The 25,237-nt window shown below is 65.1% G+C and carries 13 protein-coding genes and 2 pseudogenes; 6 read left to right on the top strand and 9 right to left on the bottom strand.

Features of this window, described 5'->3' with window-relative positions:
• Window positions 1-155: 155 nt before the first annotated feature.
• Both THITH_RS08015 and THITH_RS08010 read right to left on the bottom strand, forming a co-directional pair.
• Complete coding sequence (locus THITH_RS08015) at window positions 156-5,807, bottom strand: CHAT domain-containing protein (RefSeq protein ID WP_006747594.1); 5,652 nt, start codon at window positions 5,805-5,807, stop codon at window positions 156-158.
• A 177-nt stretch (window positions 5,808-5,984) separates the two neighbouring features.
• The gene (locus THITH_RS08010; RefSeq protein WP_006747595.1) at window positions 5,985-7,586 is read right to left on the bottom strand and encodes a lipase family alpha/beta hydrolase; all 1,602 of its coding nucleotides are present in this window, start codon (window positions 7,584-7,586) and stop codon (window positions 5,985-5,987) included.
• 295 nt (window positions 7,587-7,881) lie between these two features.
• On the opposite strand from THITH_RS08010, the gene THITH_RS08005 reads away from it, so the two are divergent.
• The 5 genes from THITH_RS08005 (at window position 7,882) to THITH_RS07985 (ending at window position 15,769) form a co-directional block, all read left to right on the top strand.
• A complete protein-coding gene (locus THITH_RS08005; protein WP_006747596.1) occupies window positions 7,882-8,802 on the top strand; it encodes a DUF4062 domain-containing protein in 921 nt (306 codons plus the stop codon).
• 464 nt (window positions 8,803-9,266) lie between these two features.
• On the top strand, window positions 9,267-10,373 hold the full coding sequence (locus THITH_RS08000; protein ID WP_006747598.1) for a toll/interleukin-1 receptor domain-containing protein: 1,107 nt from the start codon (window positions 9,267-9,269) through the stop codon (window positions 10,371-10,373).
• A complete protein-coding gene (locus tag THITH_RS07995) occupies window positions 10,370-12,538 on the top strand; it encodes an nSTAND1 domain-containing NTPase (RefSeq protein ID WP_006747599.1) in 2,169 nt (722 codons plus the stop codon). The genes THITH_RS08000 and THITH_RS07995 overlap by 4 nt, the downstream gene beginning before the upstream one ends.
• Before the next feature lie 38 nt (window positions 12,539-12,576).
• Window positions 12,577-14,346: an N-acetylmuramoyl-L-alanine amidase gene (locus THITH_RS07990; protein ID WP_006747600.1), complete on the top strand. Its 1,770-nt coding sequence runs from the start codon at window positions 12,577-12,579 to the stop codon at window positions 14,344-14,346.
• Window positions 14,347-14,422: 76 nt separating this feature from the next.
• On the top strand, window positions 14,423-15,769 hold the full coding sequence (locus THITH_RS07985) for a TRAFs-binding domain-containing protein (RefSeq protein ID WP_006747601.1): 1,347 nt from the start codon (window positions 14,423-14,425) through the stop codon (window positions 15,767-15,769).
• A gap of 82 nt (window positions 15,770-15,851) precedes the next feature.
• On the opposite strand, the gene THITH_RS17075 is transcribed toward THITH_RS07985, so the two are convergent.
• From THITH_RS17075 to THITH_RS19200, 3 genes and pseudogenes are all read right to left on the bottom strand, one after another.
• Window positions 15,852-16,676 (bottom strand): WD40 repeat domain-containing protein, encoded by an 825-nt coding sequence (locus THITH_RS17075; RefSeq protein WP_232222273.1) that lies wholly within the window; start codon window positions 16,674-16,676, stop codon window positions 15,852-15,854.
• Between the two features lie 102 nt (window positions 16,677-16,778).
• Window positions 16,779-16,979 (bottom strand): annotated as a pseudogene (locus tag THITH_RS19705) (hypothetical protein); the annotation flags it as partial.
• Window positions 16,888-20,448, bottom strand: a pseudogene (locus THITH_RS19200) (pentapeptide repeat-containing protein); the annotation flags it as partial. The pseudogenes THITH_RS19705 and THITH_RS19200, both read right to left, overlap by 92 nt.
• A gap of 480 nt (window positions 20,449-20,928) precedes the next feature.
• Between THITH_RS19200 and THITH_RS07975 the strand changes: the two are divergent.
• Window positions 20,929-22,185, top strand: a complete 1,257-nt coding sequence (locus THITH_RS07975) for a hypothetical protein (protein ID WP_006747604.1) — start codon at window positions 20,929-20,931, stop codon at window positions 22,183-22,185.
• A gap of 89 nt (window positions 22,186-22,274) precedes the next feature.
• Here THITH_RS07975 and THITH_RS07970 read toward each other — a convergent pair whose 3' ends face one another.
• From THITH_RS07970 to narI, 4 genes are all read right to left on the bottom strand, one after another.
• Window positions 22,275-22,919 (bottom strand): class I SAM-dependent methyltransferase, encoded by a 645-nt coding sequence (locus tag THITH_RS07970; protein WP_006747605.1) that lies wholly within the window; start codon window positions 22,917-22,919, stop codon window positions 22,275-22,277.
• Between the two features lie 111 nt (window positions 22,920-23,030).
• A complete protein-coding gene (locus THITH_RS07965) occupies window positions 23,031-23,804 on the bottom strand; it encodes a peptidylprolyl isomerase (RefSeq protein ID WP_006747606.1) in 774 nt (257 codons plus the stop codon).
• Window positions 23,805-24,007: 203 nt separating this feature from the next.
• Entirely contained in the window at window positions 24,008-24,346 is a 339-nt protein-coding gene (locus THITH_RS07960) for a TusE/DsrC/DsvC family sulfur relay protein (protein WP_006747607.1), read from the bottom strand.
• Window positions 24,347-24,555: 209 nt separating this feature from the next.
• Window positions 24,556-25,233, bottom strand: a complete 678-nt coding sequence (gene narI, locus THITH_RS07955) for a respiratory nitrate reductase subunit gamma (RefSeq protein ID WP_006747608.1) — start codon at window positions 25,231-25,233, stop codon at window positions 24,556-24,558.
• Window positions 25,234-25,237 lie beyond the last annotated feature (4 nt).

The following is a 25,237-nucleotide window of genomic DNA, read 5'->3' as shown; positions in this document are numbered from 1 at the left end:
ACAACAAGTGCCCGGTTGATCAGCAAGTCAGACCGGGTCGCGAGCGACTACGTTGGCTGCGATAGGCGGCTCGCAGACTTCATGCAGTCGCAGAAGCTCCTCCGCGCCTGCCGTGACACCTGATGGCGGATGGCGGTTCATGGGTTCGGCCAACGTCACGGCTTGCTGATTGCGTCGAGCAACTCCTTCAGCGCCGGTGGTTTGTTCCCCAGCATCCTGGCCAACAGCCGGCTCTGCTTGATCACCGAATCGCGTTCGCGATTCGAGGCAAGCCGAAACTCTTCCTGGTAGCGTTCCGCGAGATTCCTCCAAAGCGGCGGCTCGGCGGGCTCGTGCAGATTCCCGGTCAGCAGCCCACGGTAGAGATCGAGATTGATGCGGTCGGTGCGATCCCAGAAACGCTCCGGACCCTCGGCGCGGGGCGCCGATTCAAACTGGCGCCCAAGGCGGTCGAGTTCGTCCAATACGGAATCACGCGGCTGCAGCAGATCGACGACCTCTTTGGATCGCCCGCCGTGCTGGGCGAGAAAAAGCCACAGCCCGGCGGCATTCAGCAACGGGTAACCGCTGAGTCGGCCACTGACCGAATACGCCAGTTCGACGGCTTCGCGATAACACGCGTAGGCACGGGTCAGCGGTTCCCGCACCTGTTTCGGAGCCACGCGGCGCTCACGCCCGGAGCCGGGACTCTCGCAGTCGTCCTTCAACCAAAGAACGTTTCCGAGGTGTTTATGGGCGCTGGCCTCGATCTGGATGCGTTCCGGGGTATCGGCGAACTTCCGGAGTTCCTGCGCCTGTTCGACAGCCGCCCTGGCCTTTGACTCCGCATCGGCGAAAACCGCTGCGCGTCGCTCGTCCGTGATGGGGCTGTCGTCCGCCACGGCTTCCGCTCCAATTTCGTCGCCCCCTGTACCAGAACCGCGAATGTCAGCATCGCAACCTACGCTCATGGCCATCTGTTCGGCGAGCCGGGCCAACGCATTCGCCCGGCATTCCATGGCCCGCAGCGATGCGCCGGAGTCGTTGCACGCCAGTGCCGCTTTGCTCCAGTGAATCGCCTTGTCGAATACCCCGAACTCGTACCAGGCCAGGGCGACGGCCGTGCAGGAAGCCCCGGTCTTCAGATGAGAATGATCTTTCAAGGCTTTTTCGATCTCTTCGAGGCGCTCCTCTAGCCTTTCCCAGGACGCGCCTCTCGCCTGAAACAGATCGGCGCGGATGTTCGCGGCCTCGACCTCGACCTCTCGCGGGCTGTAGTAGTCCCGATTGCCGCCAGACGCAGCATCATCGTGGCGCTCGACGAGGCGGAAGGACTGGTCGCCGTAGCACTGATACGCAGCCCAGGTGTCGGAATGTCGATACGCGTCGAAGGTGGCCCGGCGTGCCTTGAGCACAGCCTGCCCGAACGTCTCCCCGGATAGCATCTGTTCGTAGAACGTCCTGGCAAACAGTTCCGCCGCCGCATCGTCGACCTCCCACCCCGCCGCCACCACGCACCGGACCCCGGCACGGATGAACTGTGTCCCCAGATTGGCCGCCAGTTCGTTGCGCGGGCCGCCGGGCGGTGGTTCCCGGTTCGCCCCGAGATGGCAGCAATTGACGAAAACGATCTCAGGCATGCGGTCACGGGCCGCGATCTCCAGCGGACCCAGCACGCTGCGCTCGTTCAGTATCAGCCCGGTACTGCGGACTTCCTGGCCGCTGCGCGAGGTACCCATCGCGTGGTCGAGCACCCCATGGCCGGCCAGGTGCATGATCTGGTAATCGTCGACCGTCCAGGTGCGGATTACCTCACCGGCTGTGGCACGGATCAGCGGCCGGCCGGCATCGAAGCCGTGGCGTTCGAGCAGACCGGCCACCGCCTTCGCCTCCTGCTGCGCGCCGGGCAGCTCGGCGAACGAACCGCCGGCCTGGGTATCGCCGACCACCAGTGCCTTGCGGTTGCGCGCGGTTGGCACCGGTCCGTCAGACCGCTGGTAAAGCTGGCGCACCAGCCCGATCCGGCAGGCGAGCGGCTCGGTCTCGCGGCTGCGCCGATCGTTCAGCAACTCCCAGGGAAAGCGCGCGGTAGCATCGTCGACCAGCAGCACCATTCCGCCCTGCGCCTCGATCTGGGCCTTGAAGGCACGGGGAACCAGCAGTTCGAACAACGCGGTGGACAGCCCCGAGTCGCTCCCGGTGTCGGCGGTCGCCTCGGCCAGCAAGCTGTCGAGCATTGCGCTCTGCACGGTATGCGGCGTCACGTCGATCCCGGCGCGCTCGGTGAGCGGCGCAAAGTCCAGCACCTCCTGCCCGTTGTCGTCCTCGGTGACGGTGATCTGAATGCGCCGCCACCATGGGTCGGGGTCGGCACAAACGGTCCGTTGACGGCCACCGGGCATCGGCTGGATCGAGAAGTCGAAGCTCAGCGGCCCTTCCAGGTATTTGCGCGCTCGGGCACAGGCATGGGCGGTGGCGATCGCCGCATCGTCCAGCATTTCGACAATATCGAGCTGCTGCACCAACGGTGCACCGAGCTCAGCCAACTGCCGGTTCGCGGAAACAACCGCCTCCAGCAAGGCATTCACCGCGGCTTCGCGCGGGATGCCGTCGGCGCCCGAGCCGATTACCAGCGACGCAAGCTTCAGCTCGCTATCATGCCGGCAATAGCGCTGACACTCGCCGTGCTGCCGCGCGAAGCGGATCAGCGCATGACGCAGGGTCCGCCGCAACAGCGGCGCGGTCAGCCCGCCCAGCGGCCCCAGCCCGACGACCACCGCGCCGTCGGTGCGGCCGTCGCCGGGCTTCGTCAGAATTTCCACCGAATTCAGCGGCCCCGGGTACAAACCCGCCCGGTGCAACGCACGCAAGCGGCCATCCAGTTGCTGGTCCAGCACATCCTCAGAACCGGTGATGCCTTCGTGCTCGTAGTGCCCGACCATCACCGGTACGTCGGCGTACAGCAGATTCCCGTGTCGGATGCGCACATGGCACGGCGCCACGGTTTCCCGCTCGGCACCGGCGGTCCAGGCCGTTCCGTGCAGTGCGGCGGCCTCGAGTTCGTCTTCGGTGGGGAACAGAAACGGCGTCTCGATTTCTTCCTCCGAAACGCCGACCGCGTCCGCGGGAGCCCCGCGCGCCACTCTCCCCGGCAGCACCGCGGGTGGACGTTGCTGCAACAGGCCGGTGCTACCGGTCTCGACCAGTTCGCGGATCGCCGGGAAAGCACTGCCAACGCGCAGCAGGTCACCGTGCTTCACGCCTGGCAGGTACCAGCAGTGCCCGTCCTTCAGCCACTCCGGGATGCTGGCCCAGGTCGTCAGGCCATCGCCCTCGGCGGTCTGCGCAAAGGCGAGCCGCCCCCGCGAGACGTCAACGCCGTTGGGGGTTCTTTCATCCTGACCCGCGAGATAGATCACGCGGCTCGCATTACGCGGCGGAGCCTCCACGGCCACCCGGCTACGCACCGCGAAGGCCTGTTGCAGTGCGCTCTGCTCCGGCGATGTCCAGCGGTTGCGCTTCAGCGCCTCCGCAATCGCCGCCCAGCCGCGGTCGTCGAAGAAATTCGGTCCGCCGGCCCCGCCCGCCGGTGACGGCAGAGTTTCGAGCAGGCCCGGGTAATGACGGAACTGATCCGCGAGTGCGTAGCGATTGCGTTTCAGGTCCACTGCCGCGAGCATGCGCAGCAGCGGGTGCCGCGCGGTCAGCAACTGCACGGTGTCAAAGGTGCCCTGCAGCGGCGTGCCGGCCATGACCAGCCGCATGTCGTGTTCAACACAGAGCCGGTCCCACAGGCCTTCGGTCTCGGTGGAAAGCCAGTGCAACGCCACCCAGCCGCCCATCGAATGCGCGAGGATGCGCAGCGGCAGGCCCTCGCGCCGCGCTTCCACCGACAGCGCACCGAGCGTCTTGGCGAGTCGGCGGCTGTTGTCCGCGAGCGAGAGGCGCCAGTCGTAGTCGAACGCCACCACCCGGTGGCCCCGGCTCTCCAGCTCCGCCTGCAGCGCAGCGTAGCGGCTCTTGAACCAGCCGGCCGGCTCGACCACCTTGGCGGGCTTGGTAATGTCGAGCCGGTGCAGACGGCCCAGCGCGATGTTCCCCAGATGCAGCCACACCCGGTTATCGTCCGCGCGCAGATGACTGCCCGGAAGGCCTGGCAGCATCACGGTGATGCAGTTTCGCGGCGCCGCGCGCTCGCCCCGGCTCTTGGTCTTCACCGGCTCGTGCGCGAGCGAGGTGAATTCGGGATGCGCGCGGTGCGTGCCCTCCAGCACCCGCAAGATCGCCTCGCAGGTCCGGTCGTTCGCGAAGTAGGAGAAGTGATTGACCGGCTGGTCGCGATCCCCACGATCGAGGAACCGCACCGGGTGCAACGCGCGCGGGTGGCCGCCGACCATCGCGTCAGTTTCGACCACCCAGTCGTTGCCCTGCCAGTAGTAGAGATTGGTCAGCGCGACCAGCAAGGTCTGGCGCAGCCCGGCGCCCACGTCCGCGTTGCCGGCGATCACCGCGAGATCGCCATCGACGATCAATTCGGGATCGTTGATGAACCGGGCCATGCCGCCATCCGGCACCATCGCCTTGATGCCCGGCAACAGACCGTCGTCGAAGCGCTTGCGCGCGATCGCGATCAGCAGGCTCTTCAGCGCACCGATGAACGCACCCGCCTTCGGGCCGAGGAATTTCGTGCCGGCGAGCTGCACGCCCGAAAGCACCAGGCTCAGATAAACGTCCAGCCGGCTCGCGGCCAAGGTGGTTCCACGCGCCGGGCAGCCGACCCGCGCGAACCGCTCCACCCGCGGGCGTTTCTCGGTGAGCAGAAGGTTCAGCCGCTCCAGTTCCTCGCGAATGCGCTCGCGCGCCGCGACGGAATCGGTGTCCGCCGGGAGACTCCCGTCCTCGTTCCGGTACGCGGAGAGGTAGCGGTCGATGTCCTCCTGCGTGACCGGCTGCGCCCGGTTCCCGATCCGACCCCGGCAGAGCAGTTCCCCGACCAGCCCGCCGCGCGAATGCGAGACCAGGTGCAGCGGCTGATCCGGCGCCAGGTGTTCCAGCACCGTGCAGGCATTCAGAATCGGGCTCTCGCTCAGACTGCAATGCTCCAGCGCGAACACATTGCCGCCGTACAGGGCGTTCACCTTCTCCCGCCAGGCGTTCCAGCGTTCCCGTGCCTTCCCTACCGTGCTGCTCTTCCCGCCCCAGAGCCCGCTGAAACTCCCGAGCGTCGACGAGGCCGTACCGTGCAGCAGAATCAGGATCGGCGTGTCGGAACGCGCAACCACCCCTCGAACCGCATCGAACAACGGGGCATCCGCCTCACCCGGGAATACACAGCGATGAAGGCCCGTACGCCCGTCGTGCAACTGCCCCTCGATCTTCCGGATCCCCGCCAGCACCGCCTGCGTGGCCGCTGCATCCTTCAGTTCGTCCTTCCAGCGCAGCCGCACAATCGACAGGCGCCGCAGCCAACGCCGAATCCCGCGCGAAGGCGCGCCGCCCCGTGCCAGCGGGGTTTCGGAACCGAGCACCAGTTCGCCGTCCGCCTGCCCGGCAAGCTCCTGCAGCCGCTCCGCCGTCAGCCACAGTTCGCCGCCGTCGTCGAGCTCGACTCGCACGATGTCGTCGGGTTTCAGGTCCCTGCTGACCACCTCCCCGCCGGCTCGCGCCGCGCCGACGTCGAAGTTCTCGATCGAATCGATCTCGAACAGCCCCGCCGAGCACTCGTTGATGGATTCGCGTTCGGACTCGGAAGCCCGGTCGGAACGGGCCAGTCCACGGCTCGCGGCAGGCTGAGTGGTGAAAGTCAGCGTGATGGTTGTTTGCGGCATCGCATCCCCTCCCTGGCCTTGTGCTTTCAAACCTACTTATAGCAGAACGCTCGGCAGCGTCCTCGTCATTCCAAAGCCAAGACAGGGCACACGCTATTCCCCGCTCCACCGCCACGGTGGCGAATGCCGTCAGTCACTTTCTACCGCTGGCGCATGCAGACTACGGCCTCCTGCACTTTAGTCCCCGTTCCACGGCGACGCGGTGATTCGCAGACGGCCGCGCATCCCGGGCTTCGGCTTCGCAGCGGCGTTTTCGGCAAATCCGATCGGAATCTCGAGAACGATTCGTCCATTCTCATTTTCGATCGGCGTCAGCATCCGCGGTGCCGCAGACGGTCCGGAGGAAGATTCAAGGCCGTAGCGAAAAGTGGTCCCATCGGCGCGTGGCCGGACGTGGATCGTAATCTTGTCGCGAAACAGGTAGCCACCCTCAAAGTGACCATTCATCCAGAAACGGCGATCCAGCTCGTAAACCGGCACCTGAACGCCAATGTCGATGGCGAAAGCCAGCGCGGTATCACCGGTATCCTCGGTCTTCGCGCGCTTCGAGAGATAACCGCTGAACAGGTAGACTGGCTTGTTTTCGTGCACAAGCTGTTCGTAGGGCCGTCGAATCGCCGACTCCTGGGACACCCGCCGTTCGTTGACAAACACGTTCAGCCCTCGCACCGCGGCTGCCGCCTCGATGTTGTAGGCGGCCTTGATTCGCTGCCGATTGTCACCGACGGCTTTCTCAAGGCGTGGCGGAAGGGTGATTTCATCGATCAGCATGGTGACGTCCGCGCGTACGTCGCCGAACAGAAACCTGCGAAGATTCTGATAGCCTTCCTCTGAATTCACGATGCCATAGTGCCCGCTATGGCTACGGTGCGCGAAGGCGCGCGGCGCACCGCTTACCGTCGCGTTACGAATCATCACCAGGCCGTCGCTCATCGCCCCCGTCCCCCGTTTTGACATGCCGAAGAAGGCACCATAGTCACGGTAGTTCGTGCCAACGAAGCAGAAGAAGCGATCGGTGGGAAACGTTCCTTCAAGGGAATCGACACGATCGCCGCCATTCGAGAGCGCAAGGTACTTGCGCATTGCATCACGGTTGAAATTCCGGACGTGCAGCCGATCGAACGAGCCGAGATTGGGCACGTTGATGCCGGCCATGTCGATGCCATTGTGTGGCGTCGCATAGGTGAACACCTTGTCGACCAGTGGATCGGCCGGCTGCGCACCCAGTTCATGCTCCTTGTTGAGCCGGGTGAGCGCCGCACCCTTCAGCTTGGGATAGGCGTCGCGGACCCCGTTCCGGCAGATGTTCTGCAGATAACAACGACAAATGAGGCCACCCATGGAATGTGCAACCAGATAGACCTTGAATTTCCTCCGATCATTCTCATCATCCCCGCATACCTGGTCCCGGATACGGAGGATGAACTTTCGCAGTTCGGCGGCAAAATGCGGGATCTCTCGACGCGTTCCATCGCCGAGATCTTCGGACACGGGTTCGTAGTACCGGAATATCCACACGCTCCTGGGAGGAACCCGCTCGGGTTCCTGGATAAAGTCGCCATCCCGGTAGGCGTCGATGTACGACTCGTCTTTCATCAACCGAATCAACGGCGACTCGAAGATAAACGGCGTGATTCGGCTCTCGTAATCCTGACGGATCTTGGTGGAACCGAGGTTGAAGCCCATGTACGGCGTGGCGACGGTGTCCTCAATTTCGTTCATGCTGGCGGCGTAGCCGCGAACGTAGATGATCGGGTAGTAGGGAGCTTCAATTCTCATGACAGGCCCTCCTGGTGATAATCGACTTGCAGTCGATTGTGGTGGAGTGAGGCTACTCGATAGCCTTGCACCAACAATTGTCGGCTGCCTGCTGCACCTTGCCGGAGTTCCCGATAAACGAACCGCCGGTAGCGCACCGAAGACTATAGGCTAAAAATCAGGAAACAGTCGTCTAGCGGTACGAACGGGCTTTGGCCATGGGGCGAGACGCAATTGGTGTCACTGACGGCTACGGGTAATATCTCGGAAGGAAGTTGCGAATTCGTGCATTGCCAGCCTGCCGCAGACGGAACCCATGGCCAGGATCTACATCTCCTCAACGAAGCTCGACCTGGAAGCCGAACGCCGGGCCGTGATGGACTGGCTCGTCGCAGCCGGGCACCAACCGGTGCACAGCTACACGGCAGCCAGCGAGACTGTGCGGCATAGCTGCCTGGAGGACGTTGCCGAGTGCGATGTCGTCGTGCTGATCCTGGGGCACCGCTACGGATTTCGACCGGAGGACAACAACCCGGAGGGGCTGTCGATCACCCACCTGGAGTTTCGTCGCGCCCGGTCCGCAGGTATCCCCGTGGTCGCGCTGTTCCGTACCGCCATCCCCAATGGCCAACTCTCGGATACTCAGGATCCGGAGCCGTTGGGGGCGTTGGAGGATTTTCACCGAGAGGTTCGGCTCGCGGTGCGTCCGGCCCAGTTCGAGGACCTCACCGGGTTCATCGATCATCTCAAAAGCGGGGTGAACCGTGAACTCGACAAGCAGCGCCGTCGCAACCGACTTTCGGCGCCCGATCTGCGAGAGCGGTTCCGGCGTGCTTCTCGGGATCTGCTTTCCTGGCCCACGACCCTGCCCCGAGACCGCTGGCTGCAGCGGCCCGAACTCGACGATCTGCTTCAACAGATCGGGGAAGCAACTCCTTCGGTGCACCTGCTGCTGGGTGAGCCGGGCTGCGGCAAGTCGGCACTGCTCGCGCGCCTCGGCGCTCTCCTCGAACAGCAATCGATTCCGGTGCTCGGTATCAAGGCGGACTATCTGCCGCAACAACTGGCCGACGACATGGCTCTCGCAGACTACCTGGAGTTGCCCGGCAGCCCAGCGGCTTGTGTGTGCGAGTCCTTGCACAGGAAGGGCCGGTGGTGGTGCTGCTCGACCAGCTTGATGCCCTGGCGGATCTGCTGGTGCAGCACTCCGACCGTCTGCGCGTGCCGCTGGAGCTGATTCGCGACCTCGCCGGAACCGAGAATGTGCATGTTCAAGTGGGGAAGCGCTGATTCATTCGTCATCGCGAGGAACGAAGCCTTTCGCCGCGAAGGATTCACCCCCATGCCTGCCCCGCATCTCCCCCAAGGGGAGCAGAGCGGGAACTTGTTCCCCGACCAGCAATGGCTAACGACCTGCCCAGTGCCCCGTACCATACTGCCCCGCTTGGTTTTGGCAACGCTTGGTCTACTCTCTTGATACAGGGGTGACAGGCGCGGATTCCCGAAAAGGGTTAGCGCCGCGGGGAACCGGACCCTGGGCGCGTCAACACAGGATCGCGGCTCCCGGACGATGAGGAGACGCAGGATGTACGGTAACCCCACCGACGAGGTGAAGGATTCGTTGCTATCCGTGGCGGATCGGCAGCGGTGGCTTTTCGCATCCCCACTCGTGGCAAACCGACGGCACGAAGCGGGACTCCGGTGAGCTACGTCGGTCCGCCTTTCTCGCACGACATCTTTGTCAGCTACAGCCATGGCGACGATGGCAACGGCCAATCCTATCTGCAATCCTGGTCGGTGGCTTTCGCCGCTGAGTTGGGGCGGGAACTCAAGGTCGATCGCAGGTACCGGGAGCCGCTGCGGATCTTCCTCGACCAGGAGCACCGCCCGGGGCATGGCGTGGACCCCCTGGCGCCCCTCACCGATCAGCTACGCCGGGAAATCGAGGCCTCGGCCTTGCTGCTCGTATTGATGTCACCCGACTACCTGGCGTCCCCATGGTGCGAGGACGAAAGGGAATGGTGGTGCAAGCGCCAGACCGCCACGGGTTTGCCCATCGAGGGGCGCGTCGTCATCGTGCAGATCCTGCCCACCGAGGAGGTGTGGCCCGACGCTTTTTCCGATCAGCGTGGACATCGGCTCAAGGGGTTCCGATTCCACACCAGTGGCAAGATTCCTGCCCGGCCGCTCGGCTGGTCCGTACTCCCCGGCCCCCGCCCCTTCGGCCAGGATTTCGACGAAGCGCTACTCGATATCGTCGGGCGTCTTCACCTCAAACTTGACGATATGCAGCGCGTGCTCGAGGAACAGCTCAGGGCTCGGGCCGGGGCGGAACGACTGGCTCACACCGATGGACAGGTGTTGTACCTGCATGGCCGCGTCGACCAGGCCCGCAGATGGGAGGACACAGCGATCGCGCTGACGCAGGAGGGATTCGCGATTGTGCCCGGTGAACCTGACACCGTTGAAAAAGATCCCGTGAAGCGCCAGGAGGCCCGCGAACGCCGCGTGGAGATCATGGCTGAGAGCGATGCTGTGTTGCTTCTGGGGACCGACGACGCCCGCGCCGTCGACACCGATCTCATCGTGATCGGCAAGCATGACCGGCAATCGGCGCGCGCGCGTTCCAGCCGTCCCCTCCCCTGCGGCCTTCTGAACACCGTCGGAGATGGCATCGTGACACCGGTGCGTCGGGCCACCGCACGCAATGTCCAGGCCGATTGGCTGGATGCAACCGACGACCCCTGGACGCCTGCCGTCCGGCAGTGGCTTGCTGGCCACAGTGCACAACTGAGACACGACGAATGAGTGGCCGTACCACGGAGCCGGCGGGTACCCCCTTCGGTACCGACCGCCCCCCGCGCCCTTATCCCGGGTTAAGACCGTTCGAGGGACACGAGTGGCTCATTTTCTTCGGTCGTGAGCGCATGGTCGATGCGGTCGTGAACCGCCTGATCCACAATCGCTTCGTCGTCGTGCACGGGGATTCGGGCTGCGGGAAGAGTTCCCTGATCCGCGCCGGTGTCCTCCCCTGGCTGGAGCAGGACAGTGCCCGCGGAGGTGCTGTCTGGCACGTCGGCATCATGCTCCCGGGTCACGCGCCCTTGTGGAACCTCGCCAAGGTCCTGGCGGCCACCCCTGACATCCCGAATTCGGGCGATGATTTCGAGGAACGGGTCGTCGCGATCCGGAGAATGCTGAATTTTGGGGCCGGCGCCGTGGCGGATCTCGCGGAGTTCCTGGAAGCGGATGCCGATCGCCCCTTCTGTTTGTTGGTCGACCAGTTCGAGGAGTTGTTCGAACACGCCCGTCGCCATGGTGACGAGCAGGCCCGTTTGCTCGCGGATCTGCTGGTGGGCCTGGCACAGAACCCACCGACCGGTTTCTACACGGTTCTCACAATGCGCTCGGAATTCCTGGGTGCCTGCGCGCGATACCGCGGCCTTGCGGAAACGGTCAATGCCAACCAGTACCTGTTACCACGGATGGAACACGCGGACTTGTTGCGCGCGATCCGCGAGCCGGCAAAGCTCTACTCAGGCTGGGTGAGCCGGGAATTGGCGAATCGCCTCATCGCCGATTCCGGAGGAGATCAGGACCAACTGCCTTTGATCCAGCACGGGCTGATGCGCCTGCATCAGAGGTTTGTCAGCACAGACAGGCCCGCACCCGCCGACCCGCAGCCGGAACTCGATGGGGCTGAATCAACCTCTCCTCGCTGGCGTCTGGAGAGCGAGCACTACCAGGGGAAGCACGGCCTCAATGGCCTCCTGTCGGATCACGCCGACGAGGTCATGGCGGTTGCGCAGGAGACTTGCATCCGTGGCGGCGATTCACCTCGCCTGATCGAAGATCTGTTTCGAGCGCTCACGGAAATCAACGCCGATGGCCACGCCATCCGGCGGCCCTGCAGTCTGTCCGAGCTACTCGCCGTGACAGGAGCGACGGAGGGCACGCTCCGCTGCGTACTCGAAGCCTTTCGCAAGGATGGCGTATCGTTCCTGAGGCCCTACGGTGAAGCTCCCCTGGAGGCCCAGGATCGGATGGATATCAGCCACGAGGCGCTGATCCGGTGTTGGCAACGAATCGCCGATCCCGAGAAGGGCTGGCTGATCCGGGAGTTCCGCAGTGGGTTGATCTGGCGTGCCCTGCTGGTTCAGGCCGACAGCTTCGAACGCGACCGCGCGAATGTCCTTGGCCCAGGTACCACCGAGGAGCGTGCGGCGTGGCTTGAACGTCGCAACCCCGCCTGGGCACAGCGCTACGGCGGCGGCTGGGAGCGGGTACAAAAGCTTCTGGCTGCAAGCATGCGCGAAAGCAAGCGTATCCAAGCCGTCGAACGCAGCCGGCGAAGATTGCAGAACGTCACCGCCGCTCTGATCATCCTTCCCGTCATTATGGGATTGCTGGGCTGGGGGTGGTGGCAGCAATCACAAGTACAGCAGGCCTCCTCGGAGGCGGAGGGTTTTCAACGCGAACTGGCACGTGAGCGGTTGTGGCAAGGCGAATCGGGAACGAGACCGTATCCTCCCCCCGGCCACGAGGAGAGGATACTACTTCCTCGGGATACAGCTCCAGATCAGGCTATTGCCTTAGAGGTTCCCGCGCAGGCTGCAGAAGATTTTCCACTGCGGGTATTCGTTCATATCGCCGAGGATGCGCAACGCGTACCTGCCCAGGGACTCGAACGGCAACTCGAAGAACGGGGCTTGAAGGATGGTTCACGCATCCAAGCACCTGGAATTGAATTAGTGAACGCCGCGCCGCGGCGCAGTGAACTGCGGTGCTTCCGGGCTGAGGAATGCGGCAACGAGGGCGATCAGCTGCTGGCGATCACCAATGAGATTCTTGCCGAACCGCAGCTCCGGCTCAACGATCTGAGCCGCCGCTACGGCGACTCAACCGCGATCCGCCCGCGACATTTCGAGATCTGGTTCGCTGCGGGCGACGCCATCCAGTTGCGCTCTGAATGACTGGCATCAAAAAAGGAAACCCACCAGGAGGTGCAATCATGTCCGAGATTCCCAAGACCTGGATGCCCAAAGTGCAGATGCGCCGCATCGTCTGTCACTGGACAGCCGGCACCTACCAAGCCTCCGCTCTTGATCGCAAGCACTACCACATCTTGGTTGAGGGTGACGGGAACCTGGTACGGGGCAAACACAGCATCGCAGACAACCAGTCCACTACCGATGGGAAATACGCCGCGCATACCGCGCGGCTCAACACCGGATCGATCGGCCTGACGGTTTGCTGTATGGCGGGGGCGCGGGAACGCCCGTTCGATCCGGGACGATTTCCAATGACCGAACGGCAGTGGCGCACCATGGCCCAGGCCGCGGCAGATCTCTGCGTGGCCTACGAGATTCCCGTCACATCACGCACGGTGCTCGGCCATGGTGAGGTCCAGCGCAATCTCGGTGTAGCGCAATCGGGAAAGTGGGACCCCATGGTCCTGCCCTGGGAACCACGGCTGCCCACCGAACAGGTGGGCGAACGCTTTCGCGAGCTGGTACGCGCTTTCATCGACGGGGTCGTCCCGGACGAATCGCTGGGTGCGGATCTGGATGCAAAAATACTGGGTGTGGCATTGAAGGGCTCGCTTCATGCTGACGAAGAGGCGTTCCTGAAGGTGGAAAGCCTGGTCCAGGATGTAGGCTGGCAACTCCTCAACGCCTCCCGCGACACTCTGGCCCTGCTGCCTTCCGGACACACGATGCCGCTGTTCTTGAACTGCGTGTTTCTCGATGGCGAGACGGTGGTCCCAGACGAGGCGCCCGAGAGCGAGGTGGCCGAATTGATGATGTCCCACGGCTATGTGCGAGCAGCGGCGGCAGCGGCTGCTCTGGAGTTGCCGCTTGTGTTCGACCTAGAGAAGAATCGGATCGAGATCGGCGATAAGCCGCTCCGGCGCTCGACCAAGCCTCCGGAGCACCGCCGCTGGGTCGTGGAGCCTGGAGATACGCTCTACGCTCTTGCCGCCCGTCACTTGGGCAACGGAGCCCGCTGGCACGAGTTGCTTCAATCCCATGGTCAGCCTTTTGACGAGGCCAGTGCGCGCCTCCTCGCGCCAGGCGACGTGGTGCTGATCCCGGGCCTCGCCGGAGCGGCGGTATCCGAGGAGCTCGCGCCCCCCTCCATTGAAGCCTTGCCAGTCCCCGAGGAGCTAATATGGCTGGACGGTTCCACGATTCATGCCCTGGCGGCAGGTTGCGTCGGCAGTGTCGACGCGGGACTTCGCAGATTCGCTGAAGAGTCCATCCCCGTGATCCTGGCCGAGTGCCTGGCCAGCGGAGTGAATACGCGAACACAGATTGCCTACGTGCTGGCGACCTCTGAGCACGAATCGCAGTGCGGGAAGTTCATGGTTGAGATCTGGGGACCCACTCCTGATCAAAAGCGCTACGAGGGGCGTAAGGATCTCGACAATACACAGAAAGGGGACGGCTTCCGCTTTCGTGGGAGGGGCTATGTGCAGATCACCGGCCGACACAACTACAGGTTCTGGTCGAAAAGGCTGGGAATCGACCTACTCTCCAGGCCAGACCTCACCTACCAGGATCCAAGCATCGCGGCCCGCATTCTGGTCCAGGGCATGCGCGACGGAACTTTCAGGCCGGCGCACAAGCTGCCGAGGTACGTCAACGACGACGTCGTGGACTTCTACAATGCTCGCGAAGTGGTCAACGGCGACAAGGCCCGCGTGGACTCCGGGCACACCGACGATCGCGGCACCCGAATCGCGCGTATTGCCGAGCGCTACCTTTCCAGCATGAGCTGATCCTATGGCCCATCGCCGCTTGAGCAGATGCTCCACGCTGCCTTACACCACCCCACTCTGACCGAGAAACCGCATCATGCCCGCCGCTCAGCTTCCCCTCTGCTTCGTCCTGATGCCCTTCGGCAAGAAACCTATGGTCGGCGGCACCGTGGTGGACTTCGATGCCATCTACCGCGCTCTGATCGTGCCCGCGATCGCACAAGCCGGGCTTGACCCGCTACGCGCGGACGAGGAAATGACCGGGGGCATCATCCACAAGCCGATGTTCGAGCGGCTGATTCTGTGCGAGTACGCGGTGGCGGACCTGACCACCGCCAACGCGAACGTGTTCTACGAGCTGGGTCTGCGGCACGCGGTGCGCCCGGCGAGCACGGTGACTCTCTATGCCGAGGACACCGGGCAACTCCCGTTCGACGTCGCTCCGCTGCGCGCCATCCCGTACCGGCTGGGTCCGGACGGCATCCCGGTCGATACGGCGGCGATCCATGCCACCCTGGTCGAGCGGCTGCGCGAGGCCCGCCACGGGGCAACCGACAGCCCGGTGTTCCAACTGGTCGAGGGCTTCCCCGACATCCAGCGCCTGAAAACGGATGTGTTCCGGAAACGGATCGCCTACTCCGAGACGCTGAAGCAACGCCTGGCCGCCGCGCGCAAAGAAGACGTCGAAGCCGTGCGCGCCGTGGAGAACCAGCTCGGCGTTCTGGCCGATGCCGAGTCGGGGGTGGTGATCGATCTGTTCCTGTCGTATCGGGCGGTGAAGGCCTGGAAGGACATGATCGCGCTGGTACCGAAGATGGCGCCGCCGCTGGCCGCCACCGTGCTCGTTCAGGAACAGCTCGGGCTGGCACTCAACCGCGCCGGCTGCGGCGACGAGGCCGAGCGCGTGCTGCTCGACCTGATCGCCTGGCGCGGGCCCAGCAGCGAGACCTACGGCATCCTCGGACGCGTGTACAAGGATCGCTGGGAACGGGCATTGAAGGACGGCGATACCTTTCTCGCGCGGGGCCAGCTGAACAAGGCGATCGAGGCCTACCTGAATGGTTTCGAGGCCGACTGGCGGGATGCCTACCCGGGGATCAACGCGGTCACGCTGATGGAGCTATGCGAGCCGCCGGATCCACGCCGCGAGCGGTTGCTCCCGGTCGTCGCCTACGCCGTCGAGCGGCGCATCGCCGCGGGCAAACCCGACTACTGGGATCACGCCACCCGGCTCGAACTCGCCGTGCTGGCCAAGGACGAAGACGCGGCGCAGGCCGCGCTCGCGGATGCGCTCGCCGCGATTCGGGAATCCTGGGAGCCGGAAACCACGGCCCGCAACCTCCGGCTGATCCGCGAGGCACGCCTGTGCCGAGGTGAGAGCGTCCCCTGGGCCGAGGAGATCGAACACGCACTTGTGCGCTCGGTCGACAGCAGCTCACGGTAACGGTGTACCAGTGTCGCACGCAGCGACACCCCAGCAACAGACCCAAGGCCAAGCACCCAGCACACCGGTGCCGGGCGTGGGGCTACCACGGGCCGAAACGCGGGGCCTGGGCGTTGGTGTAGAAGTCCTCGCGGGGTTGCGGAAGCGGGCCGCGGTATTCGGCGGGGTAGCGGGTGATCTGTCCGCTCTTGGGGTCGATGCCTGTCCACGAAAACCAGCGCCAGAAATCGCCGCCGGCCTCAATGATCCGCTGAGTGTCGGGCTCCCAGACCACGTGCCCGCGCGGCGCAATCGCGCTGACGCGCAGGCAGGCCCCGCTCGCCGCATCCCACACCCGCAGCATCCCGTCACCCCCCGCCGACACCAGCCGAGCGCCATCCGGCGAAACCGTGCAGGACGACACTCTACCCTCGTGTCCACGCAATGTGCGCAGACTCTCCCCGCTCGCCGCATCCCATACCCGCAGCGTGCCGTCCCCCCCCGCCGATACCAGCCGCCCACCGTCCGGCGAAAACGCGCAGGACTGCACCCAACCCTCGTGCCCGCGCAATGTGCGCAGACTCTCCCCGCTCGCCGCATCCCATACCCGCAGTGTCCCGTCCCTCCCCGCCGATACCAGCCGAGCGCCGTCCGGCGAAAACGCGCAGGACAGCACCCCACCCTCGTGCCCGCGCAATGTGCGCAGACTCTCCCCGCTCGCCGCATCCCATACCCGCAGCGTGCCGTCCCACCCCGCCGATACCAGCCGAGCGCCGTCCGGCGAAAACGCGCAGGACAGCACCCAGTCCTCGTGCCCGCGCAATGTGTGCAGATTCTCCCCGCTCGCCGTATCCCAGACCCGCAGCGTCCCGTCATCCCCCGCCGATACCAGCCGAGCGCCGTCCGGCGAAAACGCGCAGGACCGCACCCAGTCCTCGTGCCCGCGCAATGTGTGCAGATTCTCCCCGCTCGCCGTATCCCAGACCCGCAGCGTGCCGTCCATCCCCGCCGATACCAGCCGAGCGCCGTCCGGCGAAAACGCGCAGGACGCAACCCAACCTTTGTGCCCGCGCAATGTGCGCAGACTCTCCCCGCTCGCCGCATCCCATACCCGCAGCGTGCCGTCCCTCCCCCGCCGACACCAGCCAAGCGCCGTCCGGCGAAAACGTGCAGGACCGCACCCCACCCTCGTGCCCGCGCAATGTGCGCAGACTCTCCCCGCTCGCCGCATCCCACACCCGCAGCGTGCCGTCCCACCCCGCCGACACCAGCCAAGCGCCGTCCGGCGAAAACGCGCAGGACGCAACCCAACATTTGTGCCCGCGCAATGTGCGCAGATTCTCCCCGCTCGCCGCATCCCACACCCGCAGCCTGCCGTACAGCCCCGCCGACACCAGCCGAGTGCCGTCCGGCGAAAACGCGCAGGACGACACTCCACCCTCGTGCCCGCGCAATGTGCGCAGACTCTCCCCGCTCGCGGCATCCCATAGCCGCAGCGTGCCGTCCACCCCCGCCGACACCAGCCGAGCACCGTCCGGCGAAACCGCGCAGAACAGCACCCTACCCTCGTGCCCGCGCAATGTGCGCAGACTCTCCCCGCTCGCCGCATCCCACACCCGCAGCGTCCCGTCATCCCCCGCCGACACCAGCCGAGCACCGTCCGGCGAAACCGCGCAGAACAGCACCCCACCCTCGTGCCCGCGCAATGTGCGCAGACTCTCCCCGCTCGCCGCATCCCATACCCGCAGCGTCCCGTCCCTCCCCGCCGATACCAGCCGAGTGCCGTCCGGCGAAAACACGCAGGCGGAAAACCCGACGACTCCCAGGTCGCTTTGCGGCTGCGTTGAACGCAGCGCAGGTAACGGCCTCTCCGCCGGGATATTCAGCACGGCGATCACGCCGTCATCGGCCAGCCCCTTCACCCCCGGCGAACGGCAGTGCATCCACTGCATCCGGTAGGTCTCGGCATCTTCGAACCGGCAGTCCGACAGATCCGCGTCCCGCCAGCGGCTGCCCGTGAGGTCAGCGTTCTCGAACACCGCAGCCTCCGCCGCCACCGATACCCACTCGCTGCCCGCCAGATCGGCATCTCTAAAACAGGCCCCGCGCAGGTTCACCCGCTGCCAGCGGCTCTCGCGCAGGTCCGCGCCGGTGAAGTCGGCCTCCGCGAGGTCGAGCGGCTCGCCCTGCCCCACGCCGATCGACCAGCCGTGCAGGCGTGCGCCACGCAGATCCATGCCACGCAGCACCGGCTCGGGCCAGCCGCGTTCACGTGCCAGCAGCGCATAGGCCAGCAGAATCTCGCTGGTGTGCTCGCGGTAGGTGCGGCGCCACCCGGAGATGCGCTGCAGAAGCTGCGCGTCGTCGGTCTCGGCCAGCATCTGCCCGAGGAAGTCGAGGGTCTCGCGGCTGGGCATCGGCATCGCCCAGGCTTCGGGGTCGTCCGCCCGCAGGGCCTGGAACAGGTAGTCGGCCAGAAAGAATTCGTGCATCGAGCTGTGCGCGAAACGGAACGCGCCGTCGTCCTCGCCGGAACCGTCCTGGCGCACCAGGAAGGTCGCGGTGCGCAGGTCTTCCTCGAGCTTGTCGCGGTCGACTCCGGCGTAGCGTTCCTTCAGGTCCGGCTCGTCGGCCAGAAAGCGCGTGAACCAGGACTCCAGGCGCGCTACCGGCAGCAGCCGCTGGCCCTCGCGTGCGAGCGTGGCGGCGAGGTGCGGCATCAGCCGCATCTTGTGCGCGGGCTTCAGCACATGCTTGCCGCTGTCGCGCTCCAGCCAGCGCTGCACCATGCGCCGGTACAGCGTTACCCCGTAAACACGCTTCCCCTGTGCGCGCCAGTTCTCGATCTCGGGGATGAACTCGGCAACCAGGCGCAGGGTGTACGGGCGGCGCGTGAGTTCGGTGAGGTTATGCACCGACGCAATCAACCCCTGGAGCTGGTGCACATCGGCACCGGGCAGCGCCCGGGCAAGATATTCGGCGACCTGTTCCTCGGTGAACGGCAGCAGCACCAGCGCGCGGTAGTCGTTCGCGCGGACCTCGCCACGTTCCTGGCCGGTGAAGTGATTCTTCTGCTCGCGCAGCGTGCGGAAGTAGTGCGTGCGGCAGGAGATCAGCAGACGCGGCTTCCGGGCACCGGGGCCCTGCTCCGTCGGAAAGGAAAGCACCTTCAGCAGTTCGCGGGTGAAAACCTGGCCGTCGCTCTCGCTCAGGTGCACCAGTGCCTCGTCCAGCCCGTCGAAGATCACGAGTGCCCCATCGCGGGCCAGGCTGCGTACCTGTACGAAATCCATCGCCGGGCCGTCGATATCGTGCTGCCAGCCCCGGCGGATGCATTCGTTCACGATCGCTTCGAGCATCGGAACGCCCTGGTTGAGCCCGGTGAGGTTGCGCAGATCGAGATAGATCGGCACCGGGAGCTGGGGGTCGTTCCGGCGTTCGTCCTCCAGCGCGCGTACCAGGCGCTGGCAGGTGATCGTCTTGCCCATCCCGTACTCGGCGAGAAGTGCGAACAACGGCGGGGCATCGGCATCGTGCAGCCAGTCGAGCAGGTATTCGAGTGCATCGACGCCAGGAGAATCGGAAGGGTCAATGGAGTCTTTCTCCAGCCCCGCAACTTGTGCCTGCGCGGTCTCCAGTAGCACGGATTCCGCATCCTGCATGTCGCGCAGACCCATGAGATCAGCCGTTGGGAAACGGTGAATCGCTCGATGCAAACCAGCGCTGCGGCTTAACCGGCCGACACGTTGCACGATGGGCTCCGAGCCACCGGGGAAGGCGACCCCGTACCGCTCCAACATGGTCTCGATACGATCAACCAGTTGGTCAACCCACGCTTCCTGCAAATGCCCTTTGCGTTCCTTGAAGGACTTGTCGTCCTGGTCGCGGAATATCTGCTTCTGTCCGAGCCCGTGCAGATCGACTCGACCGAAATTCATTTTTTCCAGGCAGACGGGCACTGCGCGCTTTTCCTCGCCAATCCCGCCGTCCGTGTTCACGAACCGGGGCAGTTCCACGTCACGGATGAAATCGCTGGACAGAAACGCGTGGCTCAGCAGCAGAAGACCGAAGTGGCACTGATCGAGCACTTGTTCGATGCTCTCGTGCCAGTCGTCGCCCAATACGATGTCGCCGTCGTGCCAGGACTCGAAAGCGAACCTACGCGAACACGCGAGCCGCTTCTGAAGTAGTTTCAGTAAGCGCTCCTTCATCGTGTTGTCGTCGCGGGCGTAGCTCAGAAACCAGCGCGCCACCGGTTTACCATCGCGGTATTCATCCAGGGCAATCGTTGGACCCAGGACCCGCCCGCGTTGCCTCAGCGTCGCGGGCAGGTGATTCAACTCGCCGGTCTCGGCATGTGAGAAGCGCTGCGCCCGCTCTGCCAGCCGGGGCGTACCCTCGAACCAAAGCCGTCGGTTTACCGCCCCGCCGCGCCGTTCGGAGGACACCTTGCAGGAGAAATTCACGCCGACTTCCGCAGCCGCCTCGTCCAGTGCGGCCCGCAGCTTGCGCAGATCGGTGCTCGCGTTCTCGTGCGGGGTATCGGGATAGAGTTTCGCAAGTACATCGGCGACCGCCACATGGCGATCCTGACCCAGCAGGCCGGCGATCCGGTGCAGGCGCTCGAAACGCAGCGGCGTCAGGTGTTCCCGCAGATCATCGAGGTAGCCGCGCACATCATCCGCATCGAGAACATCCATGATCCACCTCGCCAGAACCGTGACCGATGACACGAGTCTAGCAACGCCGGAGTGACCGTCAAGTACGATTCGGTACGATAAAGGTACGAAATACACATCCTGGCAGAGGCCACGGGACACCCATCCCCTCCCGCCTAGCGTCGCACGGAAGTCCACACCGGATGCGCACACGCCGTAGCTCCGGTCGACACCGCTGACTTGGATGCCCCCCGCCACGTCAGTTTCTGCGGGTCGCGAGCAGGATCGGCCAGCCAACCGGGGGCCGAGCAGATGCGCACTCTGCACACGAAGCCGACGGGCAGCAGTGGTGCGAGTACCGGACTTTTGCCCAACCACCGGAACGCGGGCAGCACCGCGTCGGCACCGTGCTGTGCGCTGGTGCCGCATGGCAAACGACCTGTGGCTGTTCGGCTACCCTTGAGTCCGTTGCCGTGCTGGCACGAGGGGATCGCCGTCAGGACAGGAAAGTGCATCCGTACCATGAGTGAGTATCAGTATTACGAGTTTTCGGCGGTCGACCGTCCGTTGAGCCCGCGTGAGCAGACCGAACTGCGCCGCTACTCCTCCCGGGCCCGGATTACGCCTGGAGGGTTCGTCAACGAATACCATTGGGGTGACCTGAAGGCCGATCCTCTGGCCTTGATGCAGCACTACTTCGATGCGCACGTCTATTCGGCCAACTGGGGCACCTGCCGGCTGCTGCTGCGCCTGCCCCGGTCGTGTTTCGACGACGGAATGCTCGCGGACTATGCAGCGCTGACACCGAGAGACGACCTCTCTGGATATCCGTCCCCTTTTCGGGCACTGGACTGCGCCGAACACTGGATTCTGGACTGGTGGTTCAACGACGAATCCCGTTCCCGGCAGCGGTTCTGGATCGACGACGATGGTCCCGGCTGGATGGCGCGCCTGCTGCCCCTGCGCGAGGAACTGTTGCGCGGAGACACCCGCCCGCTCTATCTCGGGTGGCTTGCGCGCGTCAGCGAGGGCGAGTTCGACGCGGAGGAGCCGGAACCGCCACGGCCGGCGGGTCTGGGCGCGCTCACCCCGGCACAACAGGCACTGGCCGAGTTTCTTCTGCTCGATCCAGACCTGGTTGCCGCAGCCGCTGTGGCAAGTCCCGAGCTGCCGTCGCCGCAAGCGGCAGAATTGGATGTCGACGCCTGGCTGGCCACGCAGACTGCCGACGCCCTGCGGGCTCCGCTGCGGCTGATGCTGCTGGGCCAGCCGCTGGCGGCGGAACGTAGGCTACACGGCGAGTTCCTCGCCTGGCAGCGCAAGCAGCACCCGATGCTCCCCGGCTCGGATCGACGAACGCTGGCCGAGATCGAGGCCGGCGTGGAAGCGGCACGCAGCCTGCGCCTGGAACGCGAACGCGAAGCGCGTGCCGCCGAGGAGGCCAAGCGCCAGGCAGAACGCGCACGCTATCTCTCGACCGTCGCCCAACAGGCGGATGGTGTCTGGGACGAGATCGACACCCTCCTGGAGCGCCGCTCCGGTGCCGCCTACGACGAGGCCCTTCAACGCCTGCAGGACCTCGCCGAGGCCCTGCAGGCCGCCGAACGCGAACCGGAGTTTCGCCGCAATCTTCAAAAGCTGCTGGCGGCCCATGGCGGGCGTCCCGCATGGATGAAGCGGCTGGAAAAAGCGGGATTTCTGCCCTGCCAGTCCGTGAACGCGGTCACCATCGACTGGGACCGGATGCCAGGCCGCTCCGAAGCCGGCACTGGCTCGTGACGTCTATCTGCTCAGTCGGCACAGCGACCATCCGTCCGGGAATCGGCGCCGGTGTCTGACCGAGGAACGCCGGCGTGCCTGGCGCTACGTCAGTCCTCCGGACTCACCTTGCCCGCACCGCCATCGATGCGGCACAGACAGTAGACGAACGGCTGCTCTTTTCCAGCCGGTGTCTGGTGCGCCTCGCGTTGGTGGCCGAGAAGCGTGAATGCGGCACCGAACTCGGCGTGAAGCGCCGACGGGCTGTAGCGCATCACGGGCAGTCCGCTGCACAGGGTCGGTCCGTCCTCGGCAAAGGTTGCGACGATGACCAGACCGCCCGGTTTCACCGCGCGCAGCACCTGTTGCACGTAGGCGTGGCGACCCGAGGAGTCGGTCAGGAAGTGGAATACCGCCCGGTCGTGCCAGACGTCGTAGGCATCCGCGGGCAGATCGGCAGCGAGTACGTTGGCCTCCAGCCAGTGTACGTCCGCCGCCCGCTTCCCGAGCCGTGCGCGGGCCGAGGCCAGCGCCGCTTTGGACACGTCCAGCACGGTGAGGTCGCGGTAGCCCTCGCGCAGGCAGTCGTCGACGAAGTGCGAAGCTCCTGCCCCAACGTCGATGATCGCAGCATCCCTGGGCACCCCGGCGTCCCGGAGGATCTGCAGGGACAGCCGGGCATGTTCCTGAAACCAGCTGACCTCGGTTTCGCTTTTCGAAGCGTAGACTTTTTCCCAGTGCTCTTTGGGTTCCATCGGAGTTCCTGGCCTGGCCGTCATTCGCACGAAAACGGGGTTTGATCCCTTTCATTTTTCCGTGATTTCCGTGTTCTTCCGTGGCGGCATTGTCGCAGTGCCAAGGCTTGGCTATTGCACCAGCGGGGTGTCGGCGCCGTCCAGGTCCAGGCCCTCGATGCGGGCGTCGCCGACCAGGCGCTGCAGGTACTGGGCAACCGCGCGGCGCAGCACATGCTGTTCCATGTACTCCGCCACTTGGGCCTGAACGGCTTCGAACGGCAGTTGTTCGCCGCCCTCCCGGCCCCGCAGGTAGACCAGGTGCACGCCGTAGCGGGTCTCGAGCGGGCGTGATGCGATCTTGCCGGGCTCCATGCGCTCCAGCGCTTTCTCGAACTCGGGCACGGTCTGGCCCCGGCCGATCGGGCCCAGATCGCCGCCCGCGTCGCGCGACGGGCAGGCGGAGTGCGTCATCGCCGCCGCGGTGAATGCGCCGGGATCATCGCCGATCTCGGCCAGCAGTTCTTCAGCCCTCGCGATCGCTTCCCGTCGGGCTTCGTGATCGTCCGGGGCCGCCGGGAGCAGGAGATGTGACACGTGGTGCACGACGGGGCTGCGGAAGCGCTCCCGGTGCGTGTCGTAGTAGCGCCGGCAGGCCGCGTTATCGGCCTTCGGGACCTGGACTGCCCAGGCCATCAATGCCTGGATCAGGCCTTCCTCCGGATCGGTCGCATCGAGGGGCGGGTTCAGTTCGCTGCGGCGGGCTTCCTGCAGCAGCAGTTCACGGATCACCAGCGCGCGGGCCGCTTCGTACTGGGCGACATCGGCCGACGGGGCGGGGTGATACTGCATCTCGCGGTGGATCGCCTGCTCGGGGATCTCCACGCCGTTCACGGATATCGTCATTGCATCGTCTCTTGTCTGTCCAGCGGGTCCAAACCATCGCCGTCGGTTCAAGCCGCTGTAGGGCGGAAAAGCGCAGCGTCATCCGCCTTTCAGCTTCGGGGTAGGCACACCGGCCGGGATTCCCGCGGCGCCGCACGGCGGATGACGGCCTTTCGGCCTTTTCCGCCCTACGCCCCTTCCGCCCCTTGCGGGTTCGGTGCCGTTCAGCCGGTGCTCCAGGCGCGCGGGCGGCGCATGCCGGCGATCCGGCAGGCCTGCTTCACGTAGCCGTAGGGGAACAGCTCGAACAGGTGGTTGTGGGCCTTGTCGCCGTAGCCGAACTCCTCGTCGAGGAACTTGATCACGAAGCGGGCATCCACCGCGATCTGGTGCTCGTCGTAGTAGCCCCGGATGAAGCGGATCACGGCCCAGTGTTCGTCGGTGAGGTCGATCCCCTCTTCCGCCGCGATGTGTTCCGCGACGCCCGAGGTCCAGGCATCGGGGTCGACGAGGTAGCCTTCCTCGTCGGTGGCGATGGTCGTGTCGTTGAATTCGATGGCCATGGGGTATTCTCCAGTCGGTCTTTGCGTCATCGGTTGTCGGTCGTTGTGAAAGCTTCGGCCTTCGCCTCTGCCCCCCTCCCGCATTCGAAATCGAGGTTGGGTTCGGGGGCGCATGGTGCCGTGCCCTTCCTCCTCCCCAACCCTCCCCCGCCTGCGGGGGAGGGAGTGCTTCCCCTCTCTCGCTCGCAGGGAGGGAGTTCCGGGAGGGCTCAGCGGCGGCGCACCAGCTGGTAGCTGCGGCCGAGGTACCAGACGGGGGCGCTCCAGATGTGCACCAGCCGGGTGAACGGGAACACCAGGAACATCGTCAGCCCGAGCACGATGTGTGCCTTGAAGATCCAGTGGGTGTCGACGATGAACGCGGCGGCACCCGGCTGGAAGGTCACGATGTGCTGCGCCCAGTTCGCCAGCGCCACCATGTTCGCGCCGTCCAGGTGGGTCATCGACAGCGGAAGCGTGGCAAGCCCGAGAATCAGCTGCACGTACAGCAGGACCAGGATGAAGTGATCGGACCCGCTGCTGGTCGCCCGGATACGGGCGTCGAACAGGCGGCGATAAAGCAGCATGCTCAGCCCCACGAAGGTCATCAGGCCGAAGATGCCGCCCGCGATGATCGCGATCAGCTGCTTGGCCGGCGTCGAGATCCCGATCGCCTTGTACGCCCACTCGGGCGTCAGCAGACCAAACAGGTGACCGAAGAACAGCAGCAGGATCCCGATGTGGAACAGGTTGCTCGCGAGACGCAGGTTCTTCGTGCGCAGCATCTGGCTCGAGCCGCTGCGCCAGGTGAACTGGTCGCGCTCGAAACGTACCAGGCTGCCCAGCAGGAACACGGCGAGCGCCAGATACGGGAAGTACCCGAAGACGAGTTCGTTCAGATAATCCATTGTA

The organism is Thioalkalivibrio paradoxus ARh 1, assembly GCF_000227685.2.
GTDB lineage: Bacteria > Pseudomonadota > Gammaproteobacteria > Ectothiorhodospirales > Ectothiorhodospiraceae > Thioalkalivibrio > Thioalkalivibrio paradoxus.
Note: the sequence above shows the minus strand (reverse complement) of the source record. Positions and strands in the feature narration are given on the sequence as shown.